Source organism: Hydrogenophaga sp. IBVHS1 (assembly GCF_002127265.1).
In the GTDB taxonomy this organism is placed as follows: Bacteria; Pseudomonadota; Gammaproteobacteria; order Burkholderiales; family Burkholderiaceae_C; genus Hydrogenophaga.
In genome coordinates this window covers 1,715,723-1,739,374 of sequence record NZ_NFUU01000001.1, presented here as the reverse complement: position 1 = coordinate 1,739,374, position 23,652 = coordinate 1,715,723, and the positions used below count along the sequence as shown (strand labels likewise).

Below are 23,652 nucleotides of genomic sequence, written 5' to 3'. Positions count from 1 at the left end.
CGGCCTGAGGGCGGGGGTTGCTCAGCGAGCGGGTGCGTCCGGTCGAACGCGCATGAAGCTGGCAAATCGCGGGACCCCGTTCCCGCTCACACCTCGAAAACGGTAGGTCACCCACTCGCCCACAGTGGGCGGGTGCTCGCGTTGGGCATCGTTGAAGCCCGTGCCCAGGCGGAACCGGATGCCGGCTGGCGTCTCCACCAGCAGCGCGCCCATGCGGCCTTGATGGCGACCCTTTCCGGGCAGGTGCCCGATCACACGCGCTTCGGCGTCCTCATGCGTCTTCACCTTGAGCAACGTGTCGTCGCGCACCGCACGGTACAGCGCGTCTCCGCGATGGAGCATCAGTCCCTCGCCGCCATCCTTCACCATGCGGTCCAGCCGCGCCATGAGCGCCCCATGGCTGGCCACGCGTTCCTGCTTCACCGCCTGCACCCACGCTTGGTCTATCTGCTGCACCACGCCGTGGTAGGCAGCGATTCGCTCGGTGAAGGGGCCGGGATGCCCCGGCAGGTCGAACACCATGAACCGGAGGCGACGCCAGGCTGCCTCGTCAGGTGTCTGCCGTCGAACGGTCGAGAGTGCTTCCTCGAACCGGCCTCGCCCCGCCCAGAGTTCGCCATCCAGGGGCACAGCGGGCCAGCCTGCCGTGAACCAGGCAGGCGCCGCAATGGTCTCGCCGCTGCGCGTGACGAGTCGTTGCCCGTCCCATCGCGCGCGCAAACCATCGTATTTTTCGCTGAGCCAGTAGGCATCGAGCGCCACGCCCGGCCGGTAGACACCCGCGAGCAGCAATGCCGGAGCAGGTCCGGCCAGCGAGGCGAAGGGCAGGGAGGCCGCGACCAAGGCGGCTCCCAGCTGCAGCAGCAGCTCGCGTCTTTGAGGGCGCATCCCCCGTGTCAGAGCATGGGCTGGCTGTCTCGGCTCACGCCTGTGGTCTGGGCGTAGCCACCATCCACGTAGGTGATTTCAGCGGTGACCCCGGAAGCCAGGTCGGACAGCAGAAAGGCGGCCACGTTGCCCACTTCATCGATCGTCACATTGCGCCGGATCGGCGCTGCGCTCGCCACTAGATTGAGCAGCTTGCCGAAGTCCTTGATGCCGCTGGCGGCGAGGGTTTTGATGGGTCCGGCGCTGATGCCGTTGACGCGCATGCCCATGGGCCCCACCGATTCCGCGAGGTAACGCACCGAGGCTTCCAGGCTGGCCTTGGCCAGACCCATGGTGTTGTAGTTGGGCACAACACGGATGGCGCCCATGTAGCTCAGCGTGAGCAGAGAGGCCTTTTCATTGAGGTAGGGCAGGGCGGCCTTGGCCATGCCCGGAAAACTGTAGGCGCTGATGTCGTGCGCGATGCGGAAGGCTTCGCGCGAGAGACCTTCGAGGAAGTCGCCGGTGATGGCCTCACGAGGGGCAAAACCAATGCTGTGCACGAAGCCGTCGAACTTGGGCCAGGTCTGCGCAAGGTTGGTGAACATTTTTTCGATCTGCGCGTCGTCGCCCACGTCGCAATCGAAGATGAGTTTGGAGTCGAAGTCGGCGGCGAACTCCGTGATGCGGTCCTTGAAGCGTTCGCCCACGTAGCTGAACGCCAGCTCGGCGCCTTGCTGATGGCAGGCCCTGGCGATGCCGTAGGCGATGGAACGGTTGGACAGCACGCCCGTAATCAGCAGCTTCTTGCCAGCGAGAAAACCCATGATTGAAAACTCCGGTGAAAAATCCAGCAGAATTGTCGCATGCGCTTTTCCTTTCCTCGCCCCAGCAGCCGCCTTTCAGCGCTGCTCGTGGCCGCGCTGCTGGCGCTGTGCAGCCCGCCCACCTGGGCAGCCCACGGGTATGCGCTGTGGGGTCAGCTCAAATACCCCGATGGATTCACGCATTTCGACTACGTGAACCCCACCGCGCCCAAGGGCGGCGAAATCAGGCTGGTCAGCAACCTGCGAACCTCCACATTTGACAAGTACAACCCGTTCACCATGCGTGGCAGCGCGCCCGCGTACCTGTCCAACCTGATGTTCGATTCGCTGCTGGCAGGCGCGCTCGATGAAAACGGGGCGGGCTACGGCCTGCTGGCCGAAGACGTGAGCGCAGCCCCCGATGGACTGTCGATCACCTTCAAACTGCGCGACACCGCGCGGTTTCACAACGGCGACCCGGTGCTGGCGGCCGACGTGAAGCACAGCTTCGACACCCTGATGGGCCCGTACACGTCCCCGGCTTACAAAACCGTGCTGCAGGACGTGGCCGGGCTGGACGTGATCAACGAGCGCACCGTGCGCTACCGCTTCAAGCTGCCCAATCGCGAGCTGCCGCTGGTGGTGGGTGGTTTGCCGGTGTTCAGTCGGACCTGGGGCAATGCCACTGACCCCAAGACCGGGCTGCGCAAGACCTTCGATCAGGTGGTGATGGACGTCCCCATCGGCAGCGGGCCTTACAAGATTGGTCCGGTCCAGTTCGGCAAGGACATCACCTATGTGCGCGATCCCGCTTACTGGGCGCGCGACCTGCCGGTGCGCAGAGGCACTGCCAACTTCGATCGCATCACCGTCAAGATCTACAAGGACAACACCGCGCGGCTGGAAGCGCTGAAGGCGGGCGAGTTCGATCTGATGCGCTTCTTTTCGGCGGGTGACTGGGCGCGCCGCGTCAATGGCAAGCGGTTCGACACCGGCGAGCTCGTCAAGGGCGAATTCACGCACCGCCTGCCGATGGGCTTTCAAAGCTATGTGCTCAATTCCCGCCGACCACCGTTGGACGACATGCGTGTGCGCGAAGCGCTGGGCCTGGCCATGGACTACGAGTGGATGAACCGGCAGATGTTCTACAACGCGTACCAGCGCGTGCAGGGCTTGTTTGGCAACACCGATTGCGCGCCGCAAGGTGCCCCGGCAACGGAAGAGCTGGCATTGCTGGAGCCCTGGCGAAAGCAATTGCCCCCCGCTGTGTTCGGACCCATGTACACCCCACCGCGCACCGATGGCGAGAATTCCTTGCGTGGCAACCTGCGGAAGGCTCAGGCCATGCTGCGAGAGGCGGGCTGGACGGTGCAGGGTGGCCAGCTGCGCAATGCGCAGGGCAAAGCCATGGTGCTGGAATACCTGGACAGCAATGAAACGGGCGCGCGTGTTGTCTCACCCTGGATCCGGAACCTGAAGAAGCTTGGCGTGGAACTGCGCTTCCGTCCGGTGGACTTCGCGCTCTACCAACAGCGCTTGCGCACCTTTGATTTCGACATCATCTCCATCAACTACCAGGGCACCAACAACCCGGGCTCCGAGTACGCCGACCTGTTCGGCAGCCAGGCGGCGAAGACGGAGGATTCCGGCAATTTCGCTGGTGTGGCCCATCCAGCCGTGGACGGGCTCATTGCTCGCATGACGTCGGCCAGCACCCAGCCCGCCTTTCTGGCCGCCTGCCGTGCTCTCGATCGCGTCATCAGCCACAGCCACTACCTTATTCCGCAGTGGACCGCGACCACGCACCGCATGGCCTACAACGCGTGGCGGTTGGGCCGACCCAAGGAAATGCCCCCCTACGCGTCGGGTGAAACCTGGGCCATCGACACCTGGTGGTCCCATAACACCGCCACCGCGAAGCACTGAACACCATGTGGGTCTACATCCTCAAGCGCCTGCTGCTCATGATCCCGACCTTGTTCGGTGTGCTGCTCCTCACATTTGTGGTGATCCAGTTCGTGCCGGGAGGGCCGGTGGACCAATATCTGGCCGAGGCTCGGGCGGGCGCTGGCACCGCCGGCGCTGAGGGTGGTTCGGTCTACCGCGGCGCGCAAGGCGTGGACCCCCAGCGCATCGAGCAGATCAAGGCGCTCTATGGTTTTGACAAGCCCGCACACGAGCGCTTTTTCCAGATGGTCGGCCAGTTCGCGCGCTTCGACCTCGGCACCAGTTTTTTCCAGAACAAGGCTGTGTCCGAACTGATCATGGAGAAACTGCCGGTCTCCATCACGCTCGGTTTGTGGACCTTCCTCATCAGCTACGGCGTGGCGGTGCCGCTGGGTGTGGCCAAGGCGGTGCGCGCGGGTTCGCGCTTCGATCTGGTCACCACCTTGCTCGTGCTCATTGGTTACGCCATACCGGGCTTTGTGCTCGGCGTGGCTTTGCTCGTTATCTTTGGTGGGCAACTGCAGTGGTTCCCGCTGCGCGGGCTCACGTCTGCCAACTGGGAGGAACTGAGCTGGGGAGCGCGCATCGTGGATTACCTCTGGCACATCACCCTTCCGGTGACCGCCATGGTGCTGGGCAGTTTTGCAGTCACGGCCATGCTCACCAAGAATGCGTTTCTTGAAGAGATCCGCAAGCAATACGTGATGACCGCCCGCGCCAAGGGGTTGTCAGAGCGGCAGGTGCTGTGGAAGCACATCTTCCGCAATGCCCTTATTCCTATCGTCACAGGGTTTCCCTCCGCCTTCATTGGCGCCTTTTTTGCTGGCTCGCTGCTGATCGAAACGCTGTTTTCTCTCGATGGTCTGGGCTTGTTGAGCTACGAGAGCGTGATCCGGCGCGACTATCCCGTGGTGCTGGGGACGCTGTTCTTCTTCACGTTGATTGGCCTCGTGACCAAGCTGATCTCCGATCTCTGTTACGTCTGGGTGGACCCGCGTGTCAAATTTGACTGAAGCGACCCCACCTTCCTTGTCGCCCAGCGCGCGCGCCTGGCGGCGCTTCAGGCGCAACCGCCTGGGTTACTGGAGCCTCATCGTCTTTTGTGTGCTGGTTGTGGGCAGCCTGCTCGCGGAGGTGATTTCAAACGATCGACCCTTGATCGTGCGTTACGAGGGAACGACCTACTTTCCCATGGTGAAGGACTACGCAGAAACGGTGTTCGGTGGTGACTTCGACACGCCCACCGATTATCTGGACCCGTTCATCCGCGAGCAGCTTTCCAAGGGCGACAACTGGGCGATTCGTGCACCCAATCCCTACGGCCCGCAGACGCTGAACTACTTCGCCAGATTGCCGAACCCCTCGCCACCGACGCGCGCCAACCTGTTGGGCACCGACGATCGCGGTCGGGACCTGCTGGCCCAGCTCCTCTACGGCTTTCGCGTCAGCGTGCTGTTCGCGCTCGCGCTCACCTTCATTGGCGTGGTGCTGGGCGTGATCACGGGCGCCATTCAGGGCTTCTTCGGCGGCAAGACCGATCTGGCCTTCCAGCGTTTCATTGAAATCTGGGGCTCCATGCCGGAGCTCTACCTGCTCATCATCTTCTCCGCTGTGTTCGCGCCCAGCATCAGCCTGCTGCTGATCCTGCTGAGCCTGTTCGGCTGGATGGGCCTGTCGGATTACGTGCGTGCCGAGTTCCTGCGCAATCGACAGCTCGACTACGTGCGCGCGGCGCGTGCGCTGGGCTTGTCCAACTGGCAGATCATCTGGCGCCATGTGCTGCCCAACAGCCTCACTCCCGTGGTGACCTTTCTGCCGTTCCGCATGAGCGCGGCCATTCTGGCGTTGACTTCACTGGATTTCCTGGGCCTGGGCGTACCTCCTGGCACGCCGTCTCTGGGCGAGCTGCTCAGTCAGGGCAAGAACAACATCGATGCCTGGTGGATATCGCTGTCCACCTTCGCGGTGCTGGTGATGACGCTGCTGCTGCTCACCTTCATGGGAGACGCACTGCGCGATGCGCTCGATCCCCGGAAAGCAGATCAATGACACCGCCGCCATTGCTCGAAGTCAAAGACTTGCGTGTGTCGTTTGGCGGCCAGGAGGTTGTGCACGGCATTGACTTCACCATCAACGCGGGTGAGAAGCTGGCATTGGTGGGTGAGTCCGGTTCCGGCAAAACCGTTTCGGCGCTCTCGCTGCTGCGCCTCGTGCAAGGCGCCGAGGTGTCCGGACAAGCCATGTTGAACGGGCGCGACCTGTTGGCCATGACCGAACACCAGCTTCGCGGCGTGCGCGGCGATGAGGTGGCCATCGTCTTCCAGGAACCCATGAGCGCGCTCAACCCGCTTTACAGCGTGGGTGACCAGATCGGCGAAGTGCTTCAACTGAAGAAGGGACTCACGCCACGGCAGGCGCTGGCGGCCACCGTCGAGTTGCTGGCATCCACCGGCATTCCGGAACCCGCGCGCCGAGCCACCGCCTTCCCCCACCAGCTCAGCGGTGGCCAGCGCCAGCGCGCCATGATCGCCATGGCCTTGGCCAGTGCGCCCAAGCTCTTGCTGGCCGACGAGCCCACCACCGCGCTCGACGTGAGCCTGCGCGGACAGATTCTGGACTTGCTGGCCGACCTGCAACGCCAGCATGGCATGGCGGTGCTGCTCATTACGCACGACCTCAACCTGGTGCGCCGCTTTGCGGACCGCGTGGCCGTGATGGAGCAAGGCCACCTGGTGGAGCAGGGCGTGGTGGCCGAGGTGTTCCATGCACCCCAGCACCGCTACACCCGCATGCTGCTGGCCAGCAAGCCCGAGCGCAACGTGGTTGAAGCGCCTTCGGCGCCAGCCGCCGATACGCTGCTCCGCGCCCGAGCCCTGCGCGTGAGCTACCCCGTGCCCCTGCCGGGATTGCGAGGCTGGTTCAAAACGGGGGAGTTCGTGGCGGTGCAGGGCGCCGATCTGGACATTGCCCCCGGGCAGACGCTGGGTGTGATCGGAGAGTCGGGCTCGGGCAAGTCCACCCTTGCCTTGGCCACCCTTGGTTTGTTGCCCTACCAGGGCAGCCTGAGCGTGACCGGCACCGATTGGCATCTCGCGAAGCAGCGGGGGCATTCGCGCGCGCTGCGGCAGCGCATCCAGGTCGTCTTTCAGGACCCGTTTTCCTCCTTGTCCCCGCGCATGACCATCGAGCAGATCGTGGGCGAAGGCCTTCTGGTGCACCAGCCCGGGCTGTCCGTGGCCGAGCGGCGTGAACGCGTGGTGGGCGCGTTGGCGGATGTGGGCCTGGTCGACGATCCGGCCCGGGGTGGCGATTGGCTCCAGCGTTACCCGCATGAGTTCTCCGGTGGGCAGCGCCAGCGCCTGGCCATTGCCCGCGCGCTCATCGTCGAACCCAGCCTGCTGGTGCTCGACGAACCGACCAGCGCACTGGACGTCACGGTGCAGAAGCAGGTGCTGGCGCTGCTGCAGCGCCTACAGCGCGAGCGGGGTCTGAGCTACTTGCTGATCACACACGATGTGGACGTGATCAGCGCCATGGCTCACGCGGTGGTGGTGATGAAGGACGGCGCGGTGGTCGAGAGCGGCAACGTCCAGCAAGTGCTGCAGAACCCGGTGCATCCATACACTCGCATCCTGGTTCAAGCCTCGGCCTGAGTCGCTCCTGCCCTTGATCTGTGTCAGTCGCCTGACTCGGGCGCAGCGTTATAAGAACGCTCCATGGTTCCGACTCAGCCCGTCACCCTTCAATCCCCGCTGCGCTGGCTCGCCCTGGGGTGGGCCGATCTGCGACGAAACCCGGTGCCCGGGCTGGCGCATGGCCTGCTGCTGGCGGCCTTTGGGGGCTTGTTGCTGTTGGCCGCGCGCGACCGGTTCTGGCTGCTGGCCGGGGCGTTTTCGGGCTTTCTGATCGTTGCGCCTGTTCTTGCCACCGGCCTGTACACCGTGAGTCGTGCGCACCAGAGCGGCCGCCGTGTCGGTCTGGCCGAAGTGCTGGCGCTCTGGCGCTCCGGCGACGGGCGGCTGGTCCGCTTCGGCCTGCTGCTGGGGCTGGCTGGCACTGGCTGGGTGCTCACCTCGGCCGGGCTCATTACGCTGTGGTCGCCCGTGCCCATTCAAAAACCCCTGGATTTCCTGCACCACGTGGTGCTGGAGCCCCGGCTCGGCTTGTTTGAGGCATGGCTTCTGCTCGGCGGGCTGCTGGCTGCGCCGGTGTATGCCTCCACGGTGGTGGCGCTGCCACTTCTTGTGGACACGCCGATGCCCGTCGGCCAGGCGGTGGCGCAAAGCTGGCGAGCCGTGGCCAGCTCGCCTGGGCCGGCAGCCCTGTGGGCGGTGATGATCGTGATGCTGATCGTCCTGGGCATGCTCATGGCGCTCCTCGGGCTGGTGGTTGCCATACCGCTCGTCGGACACGCCAGTTGGCACGCCTACCGCGATCTGCAAGCGGGCGCGGGGCGGCGGGTGGACAGCTGAGCGATGGATAGCACCGTTCTCGGCTTCACCGAAGGCCAGATTGCCCAATTCGGTCTCACCTTCGGCGTCGGCGCGTTCATTCTCTACATGCTGTTCATCGTGTTGAATCTCGCCCGCGAGTCGAAGGCTGGAAAGTTCGGTACCTTCGTGCTCTTTCTGGTCCTGTCCTTTGGCATGCTCGGATTTCTGGCCAAGAGTCTCATCCAGTGGATCCTTGGCATGTGAAATACGCCGACTCCAGCGGTTGCAAGAGGGGTGTATCGGCGTTACAATGCGAGCTTCACGACCAAATGGGCGGGTAACTACCGGCCCATTTTTTTTGGCCGAACGCTTTTCCAACGAGATTGGACCGAGAGTTTTAGGACGCAAACCACCACGATGGCCTGGCAAGAAACCGTAGAGCAAACCGTCACCGGACTGGGATTGGATCTGGTGGAGCTCGAACGCTCCGCCGGTGGTTTGCTGCGGGTCACCATCGATTACCCGTGGCAGCAGCCCCTGGAGGGCAGTCCCATTCCTGCGGAGCGTTTCGTCACGGTCGAGGATTGCGAGAAGGTCACGCGACAGTTGCATTACCTGCTCGAAGTCGAAGGGCTTGAATACCGGCGCCTGGAGGTGGGTTCTCCCGGCATCGATCGCCCGCTCAAGCGCGAGATCGACTACGTGCGGTTCGAGGGCCATGTGGTGGACCTCGCTCTGAAGGCGCCCATTGGCGCTACCGGGACCGAGGTGTCGGCCAATCGCAAGAAATTTCGCGGCACGCTGGAGCGAGCCGCTGACGGCGTGCAATGGCAACTGGTCTGGAGCGATGCTCCAGAGCCGAAGCCGGGACAGCGGGTGAGCAAGAAGCGCGCGCCCGTGCCCATGCAGGCCATGTGTTTTTCGCTGGACGACGTCCAGCAGGTGCGACTCGCGCCGATCGTGGATTTCAAGGGGCGAAGGCCCCTGGGAGCGGCGTCGCCGCAGACAGATGCAAATGATTGAACCAAGCGTCCTGGACCAGGACAAGCTATCCGGAAAGGTGGGCGAGTGAAATGAACCGCGAAATGTTGATGCTGATCGATGCCATCTCGCGCGAGAAAAACGTCGAGCGCGACGTGGTGCTCGGCGCAGTGGAACTGGCGCTGGCCTCGGCCACCAAGAAGCTGTACAAGGGCGACGTAGACATCCGTGTGGCCATGGATCCAGATACCGGCGCCTACGAAACTTTCCGTCGCTGGCTGGTCGTGCCCGACGAGGCCGGCCTGCAGAATCCGGATGCTGAAGAATTGCTGACCGATGCGCGCGATGAACTGGCCGACATCGAAGAGGGCGACTTCATCGAGAAGCCGGTCGAGAGCGTGCCCATCGGCCGCATCGGCGCCATGGCGGCCAAGCAGGTCATCCTGCAAAAGATCCGCGATGCCGAGCGCGAAATGCTGCTCAACGATTTCATGTCTCGCGGTGACAAGATTTTTGTCGGTACCGTCAAGCGCATGGACAAGGGCGACCTGATCATCGAGAGCGGGCGCGTCGAAGGCCGTTTAAAGCGCAGCGAGATGATCCCGAAGGAAAACTTCCGCACCGGTGACCGCGTTCGCGCCATGATCATGGATGTGGACCTCACGCTGCGCGGCGCACCGATCCTGCTGTCGCGCTCCGCTCCGTCCTTCATGATCGAACTCTTCCGCCAGGAAGTGCCAGAGATCGAACAGGGCCTGCTGGAGATCAAGACCTGTGCCCGCGACCCTGGCTCGCGCGCCAAGATCGCCGTGTTCAGCAACGACCGTCGCATCGACCCCATCGGCACCTGTGTCGGCGTGCGGGGCTCGCGCGTCAACGGCGTTACCAATGAGCTGGCTGGCGAACGCGTTGACATCGTGCTGTGGTCTGAAGACCCGGCGCAATTCGTAATTGGTGCGCTGGCTCCGGCCAACGTGGTTTCCATCGTGGTGGACGAGGAACGCCACGCCATGGACGTGGTGGTGGACGAAGAAAACCTCGCCATTGCCATTGGCCGTGGTGGCCAGAACGTGCGCCTGGCGTCCGAGCTGACTGGCTGGCGCATCAACATCATGACCGCCGACGAGTCGGCGCAGAAGCAGGCCGAAGAGGCCGACGGCATCCGCAAGGTCTTCATGGCCAAGCTGGATGTGGACCAGGAGATTGCCGACATCCTGATCGAAGAAGGTTTCACCAGTCTCGAAGAAGTGGCCTATGTGCCGCTGCAGGAAATGCTGGAGATCGAGTCCTTCGACGAAGACACGGTGAACGAACTGCGCACCCGCGCCAAGGATGCCTTGCTCACCATGGAAATCGCCCGCGAAGAAAGCGTGGAAGAAGTCTCGCAAGATTTGCGCGACCTCGAAGGCGTGACCCAGGAGCTGATCGCCAAGCTGGCCGATGCAGGCATACACACCCGCGACGAGCTGGCCGACCTGGCCACCGACGAGCTCACCGACATCACCGCAATGACGCCTGAAGAGGCCACGGCGCTGATCATGCTGGCACGCGCGCACTGGTTTACCGGTGACGAAGCGCAATCCACGACCTGACCAGCGGAGGCCCCAGCGGAGAAAAGAACCCATGACCAGTACCACCGTCGCCGAATTCGCCGCCGAGCTGAACAAGCCCACTTCCGTCCTGCTGGAGCAACTCTCAGCGGCCGGAGTGCCCAAGAACACCGGAACCGATGCGCTCACGGAGTCCGACAAGCAATCGTTGCTCGGCCACCTCAAGGCCAGCCACGGAACGGCGGGCGGCGAGCGCAAGAAAATCACCCTCGTCAAGAAGTCGACCTCTGAGATCAAGCAGGCCGATGCGACAGGGCGCGCTCGCACCATCCAGGTTGAAGTGCGCAAGAAGCGCACCTTCATCAAGCGCGACGACGAAGTGGCGGTGCCTGAATCGGTGGCAGCCGAACCCGTGGCCGCCGCGCCTGTGGTGGACAAGGAAGAGCTGGCCCGACGCGAAGCGCAAGCCCAGCAGCAGGCTGAGCTCTTGCGCCTTCAGGAAGAAGAATTCAATCAGAAACGCCAGGCCCGTGAGGCCCAGGAAGCCCGAGAAGCGCAGGCCCAGGCCGACCAGGAACGGGCCGCCGCAGAAGCGGCCGAGACCGCCGTGCGCGAGGCAGCCAAGGCTGTTCCGGCCGAAAGCGCCTCGGAAGCCATTGCCGAACGCATCAGCAAAGATGCCAAAGCCAAGACGGACTCTCTCGAGCGCGAGTCTGCTGCCCGTGTGATCTCCGACCGTCAGGCCGAGACCAAGCGCGCTGACGACCTGCGCGCCCAGGATTTCGAGGCGCGCCGCCGCAAGGCCGAGTCGGAGGCGGCCAACATCCGCGCCATGATGTCAGCGCCGGCTCGCACCCTTGTGGCCAAGAAGGCAGAGCCCACCCCAGATCCCAAGGCTGGTATCAAGGGCACGCTCCACAAGCCTGCTGGCACGCCGGTGAAGGCGCCCGGCACCGCGACCGCCGCAACCACTGCAGCCGGCGCGGCCGGCAAGAAGGAAGTCAAGTCCGAAAACCTGTCGTCCACCTGGAAAGACGACGCGGCCAAGAAGAAGGAAATCAAGACCCGTGGCGACACCAGCGCCGGGCGTTCCAATTGGCGCGGTGGCCCGCGTGGTCGCCGCAACGACCGCGATTCGCGCGACAGTGGCCAAAGCAATTTCGTGGCGCCGACCGAGTTCAAGGCGATCGAGGTGCACGTGCCCGAGACCATTACGGTGGCTGAACTGGCACACAAGATGAGTCTGAAGTCGTCCGAGGTCATCAAGCAACTGATGAAGCTCGGCCAGATGGTGACCATCAACCAGCCGCTCGATCAGGACACCGCGATGATCGTGGTGGAAGAGCTGGGTCACAAGGCCATTGTGGCCGCGCTGGACGATCCGGAAGCCTTCACCGACGAAGATGCAGAACAGCACCAGGTCGAATCGCTGCCTCGTGCCCCGGTGGTCACCGTCATGGGCCACGTGGACCACGGCAAGACCTCTCTGCTGGACTACATCCGCCGCGCCAAGGTTGCAGCGGGTGAGGCTGGCGGCATCACGCAGCACATCGGTGCCTACCACGTCGAAACCGAGCGGGGCATGATCTCGTTCCTTGATACCCCGGGACACGAGGCGTTCACCGCCATGCGCGCCCGTGGTGCCCAGGCAACCGACATCGTCATCCTGGTCTGCGCGGCTGACGACGGTGTCATGCCCCAGACCAAGGAAGCCATCAAACACGCCAAGGCCGCCGGTGTGCCCATCGTCGTGGCCCTGACCAAGATCGACAAGCCCGGCATCAACCTGGAGCGAGTGCGTTCCGAACTGGTTGCCGAAGAAGTCGTGCCCGAAGAGTTCGGCGGCGACACGCCTTTCGTGGGCGTTTCGGCCAAGACCGGCGAGGGCGTGGATGCGCTGCTCGAACAGGTGCTGTTGCAGGCCGAAGTGCTGGAACTCAAGGCGCCTGTTGACGCCATGGCCAAGGGTCTTGTGATCGAAGCGCGCCTCGACAAGGGTCGCGGCGCCGTGGCCACCGTGCTGGTGCAGAGCGGTACGCTCAAGACGGGTGATGTGGTTCTTGTGGGCCAGACTTCTGGTCGCGTGCGAGCCATGCTCGACGAGAACGGCAAGCCGATCAAGGCCGCCGGGCCGTCGATTCCAGTGGAAATCCAGGGTCTGTCGGAAGTGCCGCAGGCCGGCGACGACTTCATGGTGATGACAGACGAGCGCCGTGCGCGCGAAATCGCCACCTACCGTGCAGGCAAGTTCCGCAATACCAAGCTGGCGCGCCAGCAGGCCGCCAAGCTGGAGAACATGTTCTCCGACATGAGCGCCGGCGAAGTCAAGGTGCTGCCCATCATCGTCAAATCCGACGTGCAGGGCTCCCAGGAAGCGCTGTCCAGCTCGCTGCTCAAGCTCTCGACCGAAGAGGTCAAGGTGCAACTCGTTTTTGCCGGCGTGGGTGGTATCAGCGAATCCGACGTGAACCTGGCAATTGCTTCCAAGGCGGTCATCATCGGTTTCAACGTACGGGCCGATGTGGGCGCGCGCAAGCTGGCCGAGGGCAACGATGTTGATCTGCGCTACTACAACATCATTTACGACGCGGTGGACGAGCTCAGGGCAGCCATGTCCGGCATGCTGGCGCCCGAGAAGCGCGAGGAAGTGATCGGCTCGGCAGAGATCCGCACGGTGTTCGTCGCTTCAAAAATCGGCACGGTCGCTGGCTGCATGGTTACTTCCGGCATGGTCACTCGCAGTGCGCATTTCCGGCTGTTGCGTGAAAACGTGGTGGTCTACACCGGCGAGATCGATACGCTCAAGCGCCTCAAGGACGACGTGCGCGAAGTCAAGGAAGGCTTCGAGTGCGGTATCAAGCTCAAGAACTACAACGACATCAAGGAAGGTGATCAGCTGGAGTTCTTCGAGGTCAAGGAAGTGGCGCGCACGCTGTAAGCCATGGCCCGCAAAGCGTCTTCCACCCCCAACCGCGGTTTTCGCGTGGCCGACCAGATCCAGCGCGATCTGGCCGAGTTGATCGCGCGCGAGCTCAAGGACCCGCGGGTGGGCATGGTGACGATCAACGCCGTGGAAGTTACGCCCGACTACGCACACGCCAAGGTCTTTTTCAGCTTGCTCACCGGCGATGCAGATGAGACCCTTCAAGGTCTAAACACAGCGGCGGGATTTCTGCGCAGCGGCCTTTTCAAGCGCCTGCACATCCACACGGTGCCTACACTGCACTTTGTGTTCGATCGCACCACCGAACGCGCTGCGGACATGAACGCCTTGATTTCCAAGGCCGTTTCCTCTCGTTCAAAGGAAGAATGAGCATGGACGCGCCACGCACCAGGGTGCAGCGGCGCCCTGTGCATGGGGTGCTTCTGCTCGACAAACCGCTGGGTCTCTCCAGCAACCAGGCTTTACAGAAAGCCAAATGGCTTCTGCGCGCCGAGAAGGCCGGGCACACCGGCACGCTCGACCCGCTGGCCAGCGGCGTGCTGCCGCTGTGTTTTGGCGCGGCCACCAAGTTCAGCCAGCTTCACCTGGATGCCGACAAGACCTACGAAACCACCGTCCGCCTGGGCCAGAAGACCACCACGGGTGATGCCGAGGGGGACGTGATCCAGACCCGAGACGTGACCTGCACGCCGGGCATGGTGGTGGAGGCACTGGACCGATTCATGGGTCCCATCAGCCAGGTGCCACCGATGCACAGCGCCCTCAAGAGGGATGGCAAGCCGCTCTACGAATACGCGCGCCAGGGCGAAACGGTGCAACGCGAGCCGCGTCAGGTTGTTATCCACGACCTGGATCTGCTGGACATGCGTCTGCTGGACGACGAGCCGCAGATCAGCCTGCGCGTGCGTTGCAGCAAGGGAACCTACATCCGCACGCTGGGCGAGGATATCGGCGAGGCGCTGGGCTGCGGCGGCCACCTCACGCGCCTGCGCCGCATCGCCACTGGCGACTTCGACGAGTCGCAATGCATCACGCTGGAAGTGCTGGAAGCGCTGAAAGAGGGCGACCGCATCGAGTTGCTGCGCCCTGTGCAAACGCTACTGGACGGCCACACCGTCGTCACGCTTGGCCCAGAAGATGCGGGGCGCTTTCTCAGTGGCCTTCGCCGCCGTGGCGATTGGCCCGATGGGGAGCAGGTCGCCGTCTTCGGCCCGTCAGCGGGCGAAACTCCAACGCTGCTCGGCACCGCCCACGTCCGCGCGGGCGAACTTATTCCGGGGCGCCTCTTGAGCCCCACCGACATTCGACAAATCCAGGAAACCTCACCGGAAACCGCAACATGAGCAAACAAATCCGCAACATCGCCATCATTGCCCACGTGGACCATGGCAAGACCACGATGGTCGATCAGCTTCTCCGCCAGTCCGGCACCTTTGCCGAGCACGAGAAGGTGGTCGACACCGTGATGGACAACAACGCTATCGAACGTGAGCGAGGCATCACCATCCTGGCCAAGAACTGCGCTGTGAGCTGGCAGGGTACCCACATCAACATCGTCGACACCCCCGGCCACGCGGACTTTGGTGGCGAAGTCGAACGCGCCTTGTCCATGGTGGACGGTGTGGTGCTGCTGATCGACGCGCAGGAAGGCCCGATGCCGCAGACGCGCTTCGTCACCAAGAAAGCGCTGGCACTGGGCCTGCGCCCCATTCTGGTGGTGAACAAGGTCGACAAGCCGGGTGCGCGCCCGCAGCACGTGGTGAATGCCGCGTTCGACCTGTTCGACAAACTGGGTGCCACTGACGAGCAGCTCGACTTTCCCGTGGTGTACGCCTCGGGCATCAACGGCTGGACGTCGCTGGATGAAGGTGCGCCTGGCGAGCAGTGGGGACCCGACATGTCGGCCCTGTTTGACACCGTGCTCAAACACGTGCCAGCGCAAAAAGGCGACCCAGCCGCGCCCCTGCAGCTTCAGATTTCCGCACTCGATTTCTCCACCTTCGTGGGTCGCATTGGTGTGGGCCGCATCAGTGCCGGCATCATCAAGCCAATGATGGATGTGGTTGTCATGGAAGGTCCGGACGGCAAGTCCGTCAAGGGGCGCGTCAACCAGGTGCTTACCTTCCGTGGTCTAGACCGCGTGCAGGTGACCGAAGCTGGTCCTGGCGACATCGTGCTGATCAATGGCATTGCCGACATCGGCATCGGCGTGACGGTGACCGATCCCCTTACACCGGCGCCGCTGCCGATGCTGAAAATCGACGAGCCCACGCTGACCATGAACTTCTGCGTGAACAACAGCCCGCTGGCTGGCCGCGAAGGCAAGTACGTGACCAGCCGCCAGATCTGGGACCGGTTGCAGAAAGAGCTGCAGGCCAACGTGGCGCTGCGCGTCAAGGAAACCAGCGAAGACGGCATCTTCGAAGTGATGGGCCGCGGTGAACTGCACTTGACCATCCTGCTGGAGAACATGCGCCGCGAAGGATACGAGTTGGCGGTGTCCAAGCCGCGCGTGGTGTTCCGCGAGATTGACGGCGTGCGCCATGAGCCTATCGAAATGGTGACGGCCGACATCGAAGAACAGCACCAGGGCGGCGTGATGCAGGCGCTGGGCGAACGCAAGGGCGAGTTGGTCAACATGGAGCCCGATGGCCGTGGCCGCGTGCGCCTCGAATACCGCATTCCGGCGCGTGGCCTGATCGGCTTCACGAACGAGTTCCTGAACCTGACGCGTGGCTCGGGCCTGATCGCCAACATCTTCGACGGCTACGAGCCGCACAAGGGCGAGATCGCCAGCCGCAAGAACGGCGTGCTGATCTCCATGGACGATGGTGAAATCTTCACCTACGCGCTGGGCAAGCTCGACGACCGCGGTCGTATGTTCGTGCGCGCCAACGATCCGGTGTACGAAGGCATGATCGTTGGCATCCACAACCGCGACAACGATCTGGTGGTGAACGCCACGCGCACCAAACAGCTCACGAACTTCCGCGTCAGCGGCAAGGAAGATGCGATCAAGATCACGCCACCGATTGAGTGCACGCTGGAATACGGTGTGGAATTCATCGAGGACGACGAACTGGTGGAGATCACGCCCAAGAGCATTCGCCTGCGCAAGCGCTATTTGAAGGAACACGACCGCAAGCGCGCTTCACGCGACGCCTGAAATCCTGCCGTTCTCTCAGAGCGGCACCGCCGTCTTTGCCATGCCATTCCGCTCGCTCAGCCGCCTGAACCACACCCAGGCGGTGTTCCTGATGGTCGGGGTCACCCTGATGTGGTCGATCGCCGGGGTGGTCTCGCGCCAGCTCGAGTCGGCGGCGCGCTTTGAAGTCACATTCTGGCGAAGTGCTTTCACCGCGCTTTCGCTGTTGGTCATCCTGCCGTGGTGGCGGTCTGCAGACCGCGCGGCTGGTTTCACTCCCGACGACCCCAGCCAGGGAATGCTGGAGCGTCACTGGGGGGTGTTGGCACGCTCCAGAGCGTTCTGGATCTCCGGCGTCTGCTGGAGCGTGATGTTCACCGCCTTCATGCTGGCGCTGACCTTCACGACCGTGGCCAATGTACTCATCATCATGTCGGTCGGCCCCTTGTTCACGGCTCTGCTGGCGCGGGTGGCCATTGGTCAGCGCCTGGCCCTGCGCACCTGGATGGCCATCGTGGCGGCGGGCGCGGGCATCGTCTACATGTACGGTAGCCAGTTTCTGCAGGCCTTCGGCGATCCCACTGTGCAGACCGGTGGGCTGGTGGCGGGTTCTCTGTTTGCCCTTTGCGTGCCGGTGGCAGCTGCCATCAACTGGACCGTGGTTCAACGCGGCCAGACCCACGGCGAAAAGATTGACCTCGTACCTTCGGTGCTTCTAGGCGGGGTGCTTTCATCGCTGCTGACCCTGCCTTTTGCCGTGCCTTTCGCCGCCACCGGCTCTGATGTGGCCTGGCTTGGTCTGCTGGGCCTCGTGCAGCTCGCCATTCCATGCGCGCTGGCCGTGGTGTGCGCACGTTCGCTCAAGGCGCCCGAAGTGTCGTTGCTCGCGTTGCTTGAAGTCATCTTCGGCATCCTGCTGGCCTGGGTCGGTGCCGGCGAGGCGCCGGGCAGAGAGGTTCTGACCGGGGGTACGCTGGTGATCGGCGCCCTGGTGCTCAACGAACTGCTGGGTTGGCGCTCTCGAGGTGGCACGCCGCGTATCCAGACAGTGGACAAACAGCCACAATGACCTGATCGACGATCGAACCGGAACCACCAGATGACTTCCCCTGCCACTGAAAACTATGTCGTCGCAGAAATCAGGGGCCGCGTCGGTTGCATCACGCTCAACCGACCCCGGGCCCTCAACGCCTTGTCGCTGGAGATGATCCGCAGCTTCACGCAGACCCTCAAGGCTTGGCGAGACGACCCGGTGGTGCTGGCCATCGCTGTCCGTGGCGTCAGCAAGGAGGGCCCTTTCGGCGCCTTCTGCGCCGGTGGCGACATCCGCTTCTTCCACCAGGCCGCACTCAGTGGCGACAGTGCGCTCGAAGATTTTTTCACCGAAGAGTACGCGCTCAACCACCTCGTCCACACCTACCCCAAGCCCTACATCGCGTTCATGGATGGCGTCGTCATGGGTGGCGGCATGGGCATCAGCCAGGGAGCGAGCCTGCGCATCGTCACCGAGCGCAGCAAGCTGGCCATGCCCGAGACCCACATTGGTTTGTTTCCTGACGTGGGCGGTGGGTATTTTCTTAGCCGGTGTGCCGGTCGGCTGGGCGAGTACCTGGCGCTGACCGGGTTGGTGCTGAACGGGAAAGAATCCATCACCGCAGGATGGGCCGATGGTTACATCGACTCCGGTCGCCTGCCAGGCCTGTGGGCATCTTTTGCGCAAACCCCGTTTGAAAATGGTGCCTCGGTGGAGCGCTGGTGCGCCAGCCACCTCAGCACCACGGTGCTGCCAGCGACTTGGCCGGTGAAAGAGGTTGACCGCGTTTTCGGGCTGCCCGATATGGTGCAGATCATTCAGTCGCTCGAAGCGACCGATACCGATTGGGCACGAACCACGGCGGCCACCTTGCGACAGCGCTCGCCACTGATGCTGCATGTGGTGCTGGAACAGATTCGCCGCGCGCGAGGCATGGGCCTGGCCGACGACCTGCGCATGGAGCGCGACATGGTGCATCACTGCTTTCATTTGCGTCCTGGCGCTGACAGCGAAACGGTGGAGGGCATCCGCGCTCTGGCAGTGGACAAGGACCACGCGCCCCGCTGGAACCCAGCGCGCATCGAGGATGTGACGCCCGCGCAAGTCGCCGCGTTCTTCGAAAGCCCCTGGCCAGCTGAAAATCATCCGCTGCATAAGCTGGGCTGATGCCCACCTGGCCTGCAGTTGATGCCACTCAGATGGCATCTCGATCCCCATATCCGCACCTGGATCGCGCCGGTTGAAAAGTGAGTTCAAAAGAGTTCGGTCTTCTGCAAATTTGCATGGACATGATTTAACTTTTGTACTAAAACTCCGATCCCAAAAGACCGCCATCTAGGCGACCTGGATCAGGAGGAAAAACATGGCCACGGAGAAGGAATGCGCCGCAATGTCGGCGATTGTTTGCAACCCAAAAAAGGGCGAGGGCGCAGGCCCTCGAAAACTACCGCCTCCAGCAGGCTGGTCTGCGCTGACGGATGTCGAATCGCGCACCGACCAAGAGGGCTTTCGGGTACGGGCCTACGTCAACGCCCATGACGACGCGGTGCTTGCCTTTGACGGCCCCGATTTCATCGAAGAAGCGCTCGCCGCTTCGAACGAAGCCGACGAATTCATGATCAACGTGGCCCTCGACATGGGCCTGGCCTGCTACACCGGTGCGCTGCAGAGAGCCACGCACGCCTACGGACTGCTCCGCCAGCGCGCTGCTCAAAAAGGCCTCGATCCGGGCCGAATTGCTTTTACCGGTCACGGCGTTGGTGGAGGCATCGCGTCGGTCATGGCGGTGTGGTTCGATCAGCCTTGCACCGTCTTTGCCCAGGCGCCACTTCGCGCAGTGGTGCTCACGCCGGGAGACTTCGCCCGAGCCCTGTACACCATTGAAGCGTTGCTGGGCGGCGCAGACGGCGCGGTGAAGGCGTTGCAAAGCTTCATCCGGCACCCAAAGGAGGTACTGGCCCAGCGTGAACAATTGCGTGTGACGCACTGGCACTTGAGAGGCGAGGTCTACGCCCCGCTCAGGACTTCCGCTACCGCCATTCAGGGCGCCGAGCACGCCATCGACATCGGCATTCATCCACCCACACTCAAAACAGCCTTGGCCTTGCACGACATGACGCTGCATGCCGCCATGCTTTTCGACCCCCGGTTGCCGTTGATGTGCCAGGCTTCACCCGAGCTGCTTTCATTGCTGATCGACCGCGAGGACGGCAGCGACTTGATCGACACGCTCATCAGTGACCAGCATGGGGTCGGGGTAGAGGCGGAAAGTGCGTTGCAGCGCTTTGTCACCGGGCTGGAATGGCGCGGCGAGGGTCGGGCGGACGGCGTGCTGATCGATGCGGCGGCGAGGTAGACGCCCCGACGCAAGCCTACGCTCGGTGCAGTCGAGCGCCAGCGGTCAGCGGTTGCGTGACTTCATCGCCCGCTCCACCTCACGCCGGCCTTCGCGGTCCTTGATGGTGTCTCGCTTGTCGTGCTCCGCCTTGCCTTTGGCCAGGGCGAGCTCGCATTTGATCTTGCCGCTCTTCCAGTGCAGGTTCAGCGGCACGAGGGTGTAGCCCTTCTGCTCGATCTTGCCAATCAGACGGCGGATCTGTTCCTTGTGCAGCAGGAGCTTCTTGGTTCGCACCGAGTCAGGGCTCACGTGGCTCGATGCGGTGTGCAAGGGATTGACCTGGCAACCGATGAGGAACATCTCGCCCTCACGGATGACCACATAGCCGTCGGTGAGCTGCACTTTCCCTTCGCGCAATGCTTTCACCTCCCAACCTTCAAGCACCACACCCGCCTCGAAGCGTTCTTCGATCGCGTAGTTGTAGAACGCTTTTCGGTTTTCGGCGATGCGGCTTTCGGTGCTCTTGGCGGCGGAGGAGTCGTTGCTGTTTTTGGTGGCCATGAAGCGCGAGGTGCGGCCGTTTCAGGCCAATACAATGAGCCCGATTGTATGAAAACGATTAACAAGTCCGTCCTGCTGTGGCACAGCGCCGAAGAAATGTTTGCGCTGGTGACCGACATCGAGCACTACCCACAGTTCCTTCCCTGGTGCGATCACGGGGAAGTGATCGAGCAGACCGAAGACGGCATGGTGGCCCGCGTGGGCATGGCCATCAGTGGCCTGCGCCAGAGTTTCACCACCCGAAACACCCACGAGACCGACCGCAAGGTTCTGATGGAACTGGTCGATGGTCCATTTTCCAGGCTCGATGGCATCTGGGAATTCACGCCACTCGGTGACGCAGGCCAACGCGCTTGCAAGGTGGAGTTTCAGTTGAGCTACGGCTTTGCCAGCAACACCCTGGCTGCGCTGGTGGGACCGGTGTTCGACAAGATCGCCGGTAACCTGGTGGATGCCTTCGTCAAGCGCGCCGACCAGGTCTATGGCGCCGATTGAGATGCAGATCACCCTGATGTACGCCAGCGCGCCCCATAAGGTGCACGAGGTGGAGGTTGACGTGGGAGTTGACTGCACGCTCGGAACGGCGCTGGCTCAGGCTGGCTGGCTGGTCCAGTTCCCGGAGATTGATGCGGAACCGCTCACCACCAGCGTATGGGGAAGGAAGGCTGCGCGCGACCACACTTTGCGCGAAGGCGACCGGGTGGAGGTGGTGAGGTCCTTGCGGGTAGACCCGAAGGTGGCACGGCGCGAGCGTTTTGTGGGGCAGGGCGCCCGCGCTACTGGACTGTTTGCCAGGCGCAGGCCTGGCTCCAAAGCGGGTTATTGAGCGGCAGCGGTCTTGGGCATGGGGCCGCAGTCGGACCGGATGATGTCGTCCATGCGGCGGGTCTCTGCTGCGCGCGCCTTGTCATCCATGATCTCGCGTTCGCCCTTGGCATTGGTGGTGGCAAGGCGAGTGCCCGACTCCATGACACCTTTGGCCTTGCGCGCGCGCTCGCAGCTTTCGGCGCGGCCCTTGGCCACGCGTTGCTCATCTGCTTTGCGGCGCGCCTGTTCAGCTTCGTCGGCTTGCTTCTTCCGGGCTTCAAGTTCCTCATCTCGCGCGGGCAACTGCGGCGTTGCGCCCGGCTGCGACGCGGTGGCGGCGGGTGCGGATGCGGCCGCCGCGGCCACTGCGGCGGGAAGGGGAGCGCGCGTGCTGGCGGGGCTCTTGACGATGTTCTTTTCCGGGATTCCGGAAGGTGGGGCGGTATCGCTGAACACCTTGCGCCCCGTGCCGTCAATCCACTGCCATTGGGCCATCGCCCATGGGCCGGAAGCGAGCAGAACGGCTGTCAGGCAGGCGGCGCGCCAGCGCCGAACGAGGGGTGAGTAGTGAGGCATGGCGCAAGTTTAGCCTTGGCCCGTGTGCATGCGCTGAGCGTGAACGGGCAAGCGCGCGACGAGCCGTAGGAGCGGTCGGTTTTCGCACCTGAGCGGTAGACCGCGCGCAACCCGGTGTGCGGGTTTGCACGGAGGAGGGGCGGCTACAATCGACGCTTTTGGAGCTTTACCCATGCGCCTCCTCGGCAAAGCGCTCACCTTCGACGATGTGTTGCTGGTGCCAGCGTACTCCCAGGTCCTGCCCAAGGACACTTCGCTTGCCACCCAGTTCTCCCGCAACATCAAGCTCAATCTGCCCCTGGTCTCTGCTGCCATGGACACAGTAACCGAGGCCCGCCTGGCAATCGCCATTGCCCAGGAAGGCGGCATCGGCATCATCCACAAGAACCTCACACCGCAAGAGCAGGCCGCTCAGGTTGCCAAGGTCAAGCGTTACGAATCCGGCGTTCTGCGCGACCCGGTGGTCATCACCCCCCAGACCACAATCCGGCAGGTGATGAAGCTGTCCGACGAGCTTGGCATCTCAGGCTTTCCGGTGGTGGAAGCTGGCAAGGTGGTCGGTATCGTGACGGGTCGCGATCTGCGCTTCGAGACCCGCTACGACCTTCCCGTGAGCGAGATCATGACGCCCCGCGAGCGCCTGATCACCATGCCCGACGGCACCACGCCGGCCGAAGCCAAAACCTTGCTGAACAAGCACAAGCTGGAACGGCTGTTGCTGGTCAACGATGCCTTTGAACTGAAGGGCTTGATCACGGTGAAAGACATCACCAAGCAGCTCAACTTCCCCAATGCGGCCCGCGACGCCGCGGGTCGTTTGCGCGTGGGCGCGGCGGTGGGTGTGGGCGAGGGCACCGAGGAACGCGTGGAAGCTCTGGTGAAAGCCGGGGTCGACGCAATCGTCGTGGACACCGCGCATGGTCACAGCAAGGGTGTGATCGAGCGCGTGCGGTGGGTGAAGCAGCAGTACCCGCAGATCGACGTGATTGGCGGCAACATCGCCACCGGCGGCGCGGCCATGGCGCTGGTGGAAGCCGGCGCCGATGCCGTCAAGGTCGGCATCGGCCCGGGTTCCATCTGCACCACTCGCATCGTGGCCGGCGTGGGCGTGCCGCAGATCATGGCCATCGACAACGTGGCCAGCGCCCTGCAGGGCACCGGCGTGCCCATGATCGCTGACGGTGGCATCCGCTACAGCGGCGACATCGCCAAGGCCATCGCGGCCGGCGCCAACACCGTGATGATGGGCGGCATGTTTGCCGGCACCGAGGAAGCGCCCGGCGAGATCGTGCTCTACCAGGGACGCAGCTACAAGAGCTACCGCGGAATGGGCTCCATCGGCGCCATGCAGCAGGGCAGCGCAGACCGCTACTTTCAGGAAAGCAGCACGGGCAACCCCAACGCCGACAAACTGGTGCCCGAAGGCATCGAAGGGCGTGTGCCTTACAAGGGCTCGGTGGTCTCGATCATTTTCCAGATGGCCGGCGGCCTGCGCGCGGCCATGGGCTACTGCGGCTGCCCCAGCATCGAGCACATGCGCCACAAGGCGGAGTTCGTCGAGATCACCTCGGCCGGCATCCGCGAAAGCCATGTGCACGATGTGCAGATCACCAAGGAAGCTCCCAACTACCGGGCGGAGTGATCCCCGCTGCCCAGCAGGCCGT

General features: G+C 63.3%; 22 protein-coding genes. 18 read left to right on the top strand and 4 right to left on the bottom strand.

Annotated elements, in window-relative coordinates; translation table 11 throughout:
• Window positions 1–21: 21 nt before the first annotated feature.
• Both CAP37_RS08300 and fabI read right to left on the bottom strand, forming a co-directional pair.
• Window positions 22–888, bottom strand: a complete 867-nt coding sequence (locus CAP37_RS08300; RefSeq protein WP_086123747.1) for a DNA ligase — start codon at window positions 886–888, stop codon at window positions 22–24.
• Window positions 889–896: 8 nt separating this feature from the next.
• Window positions 897–1,694: an enoyl-ACP reductase FabI gene (gene fabI / locus CAP37_RS08295; protein ID WP_086123746.1), complete on the bottom strand. Its 798-nt coding sequence runs from the start codon at window positions 1,692–1,694 to the stop codon at window positions 897–899.
• 39 nt (window positions 1,695–1,733) lie between these two features.
• Here fabI and CAP37_RS08290 point away from each other — a divergent pair, with 39 nt between their 5' ends.
• The 15 genes from CAP37_RS08290 to CAP37_RS08220 all read left to right on the top strand — a co-directional run bounded on the left by CAP37_RS08290 (window position 1,734) and on the right by CAP37_RS08220 (window position 20,062).
• On the top strand, window positions 1,734–3,599 hold the full coding sequence (locus CAP37_RS08290) for an extracellular solute-binding protein (RefSeq protein WP_086123745.1): 1,866 nt from the start codon (window positions 1,734–1,736) through the stop codon (window positions 3,597–3,599).
• A gap of 5 nt (window positions 3,600–3,604) precedes the next feature.
• Window positions 3,605–4,633: a microcin C ABC transporter permease YejB gene (locus CAP37_RS08285; RefSeq protein WP_086123744.1), complete on the top strand. Its 1,029-nt coding sequence runs from the start codon at window positions 3,605–3,607 to the stop codon at window positions 4,631–4,633.
• Window positions 4,626–5,669, top strand: coding sequence for an ABC transporter permease (locus CAP37_RS08280; RefSeq protein WP_373271087.1), 1,044 nt, complete (start codon window positions 4,626–4,628; stop codon window positions 5,667–5,669). Before CAP37_RS08285 ends, CAP37_RS08280 begins: the two co-directional genes overlap by 8 nt.
• On the top strand, window positions 5,666–7,273 hold the full coding sequence (locus CAP37_RS08275) for an ABC transporter ATP-binding protein (RefSeq protein WP_086123742.1): 1,608 nt from the start codon (window positions 5,666–5,668) through the stop codon (window positions 7,271–7,273). Before CAP37_RS08280 ends, CAP37_RS08275 begins: the two co-directional genes overlap by 4 nt.
• Window positions 7,274–7,336: 63 nt before the next feature.
• Window positions 7,337–8,092, top strand: coding sequence for a DUF2189 domain-containing protein (locus CAP37_RS08270; protein WP_086123741.1), 756 nt, complete (start codon window positions 7,337–7,339; stop codon window positions 8,090–8,092).
• Between the two features lie 3 nt (window positions 8,093–8,095).
• Complete coding sequence (locus CAP37_RS08265; RefSeq protein ID WP_086123740.1) at window positions 8,096–8,317, top strand: DUF2788 domain-containing protein; 222 nt, start codon at window positions 8,096–8,098, stop codon at window positions 8,315–8,317.
• Window positions 8,318–8,470: 153 nt separating this feature from the next.
• On the top strand, window positions 8,471–9,076 hold the full coding sequence (rimP, locus tag CAP37_RS08260) for a ribosome maturation factor RimP (protein WP_086123739.1): 606 nt from the start codon (window positions 8,471–8,473) through the stop codon (window positions 9,074–9,076).
• Window positions 9,077–9,126: 50 nt separating this feature from the next.
• Window positions 9,127–10,626: a transcription termination factor NusA gene (gene nusA / locus CAP37_RS08255; RefSeq protein ID WP_086123738.1), complete on the top strand. Its 1,500-nt coding sequence runs from the start codon at window positions 9,127–9,129 to the stop codon at window positions 10,624–10,626.
• 31 nt (window positions 10,627–10,657) lie between these two features.
• The gene (infB, locus tag CAP37_RS08250) at window positions 10,658–13,522 is read left to right on the top strand and encodes a translation initiation factor IF-2 (RefSeq protein ID WP_086123737.1); all 2,865 of its coding nucleotides are present in this window, start codon (window positions 10,658–10,660) and stop codon (window positions 13,520–13,522) included.
• Window positions 13,523–13,525: 3 nt separating this feature from the next.
• Window positions 13,526–13,897 carry a 30S ribosome-binding factor RbfA gene (gene rbfA / locus CAP37_RS08245; RefSeq protein WP_086123736.1) on the top strand — a complete coding sequence of 124 codons (372 nt, stop codon included), beginning with the start codon at window positions 13,526–13,528 and terminating at the stop codon, window positions 13,895–13,897.
• 2 nt (window positions 13,898–13,899) lie between these two features.
• Window positions 13,900–14,871, top strand: coding sequence for a tRNA pseudouridine(55) synthase TruB (truB, locus tag CAP37_RS08240; protein WP_086124883.1), 972 nt, complete (start codon window positions 13,900–13,902; stop codon window positions 14,869–14,871).
• Window positions 14,868–16,694, top strand: coding sequence for a translational GTPase TypA (typA, locus tag CAP37_RS08235; protein ID WP_086123735.1), 1,827 nt, complete (start codon window positions 14,868–14,870; stop codon window positions 16,692–16,694). Before truB ends, typA begins: the two co-directional genes overlap by 4 nt.
• Before the next feature lie 40 nt (window positions 16,695–16,734).
• Complete coding sequence (locus tag CAP37_RS08230; RefSeq protein ID WP_086123734.1) at window positions 16,735–17,742, top strand: DMT family transporter; 1,008 nt, start codon at window positions 16,735–16,737, stop codon at window positions 17,740–17,742.
• A 30-nt stretch (window positions 17,743–17,772) separates the two neighbouring features.
• Window positions 17,773–18,873, top strand: coding sequence for an enoyl-CoA hydratase/isomerase family protein (locus tag CAP37_RS08225; protein WP_086123733.1), 1,101 nt, complete (start codon window positions 17,773–17,775; stop codon window positions 18,871–18,873).
• Between the two features lie 196 nt (window positions 18,874–19,069).
• Window positions 19,070–20,062 carry an alpha/beta hydrolase fold domain-containing protein gene (locus CAP37_RS08220; RefSeq protein ID WP_086123732.1) on the top strand — a complete coding sequence of 331 codons (993 nt, stop codon included), beginning with the start codon at window positions 19,070–19,072 and terminating at the stop codon, window positions 20,060–20,062.
• Window positions 20,063–20,107: 45 nt separating this feature from the next.
• Here the strand turns inward: CAP37_RS08220 and smpB are convergent, their stop codons facing one another.
• Entirely contained in the window at window positions 20,108–20,605 is a 498-nt protein-coding gene (gene smpB / locus CAP37_RS08215; RefSeq protein ID WP_086123731.1) for an SsrA-binding protein SmpB, read from the bottom strand.
• Between the two features lie 48 nt (window positions 20,606–20,653).
• Between smpB and CAP37_RS08210 the strand changes: the two genes are divergently transcribed.
• Window positions 20,654–21,100: a type II toxin-antitoxin system RatA family toxin gene (locus CAP37_RS08210; protein ID WP_086123730.1), complete on the top strand. Its 447-nt coding sequence runs from the start codon at window positions 20,654–20,656 to the stop codon at window positions 21,098–21,100.
• Between the two features lies 1 nt (window position 21,101).
• A complete protein-coding gene (locus CAP37_RS08205; protein ID WP_086123729.1) occupies window positions 21,102–21,431 on the top strand; it encodes an RnfH family protein in 330 nt (109 codons plus the stop codon).
• On the opposite strand, the gene CAP37_RS08200 is transcribed toward CAP37_RS08205, so the two are convergent.
• Complete coding sequence (locus tag CAP37_RS08200; RefSeq protein ID WP_256926913.1) at window positions 21,425–21,988, bottom strand: DUF4124 domain-containing protein; 564 nt, start codon at window positions 21,986–21,988, stop codon at window positions 21,425–21,427. The two genes, CAP37_RS08205 and CAP37_RS08200, sit on opposite strands and share 7 nt — an antisense overlap.
• A gap of 172 nt (window positions 21,989–22,160) precedes the next feature.
• On the opposite strand from CAP37_RS08200, the gene guaB reads away from it, so the two are divergent.
• Window positions 22,161–23,630, top strand: coding sequence for an IMP dehydrogenase (gene guaB / locus CAP37_RS08195; RefSeq protein WP_086123727.1), 1,470 nt, complete (start codon window positions 22,161–22,163; stop codon window positions 23,628–23,630).
• Window positions 23,631–23,652: the final 22 nt, after the last annotated feature.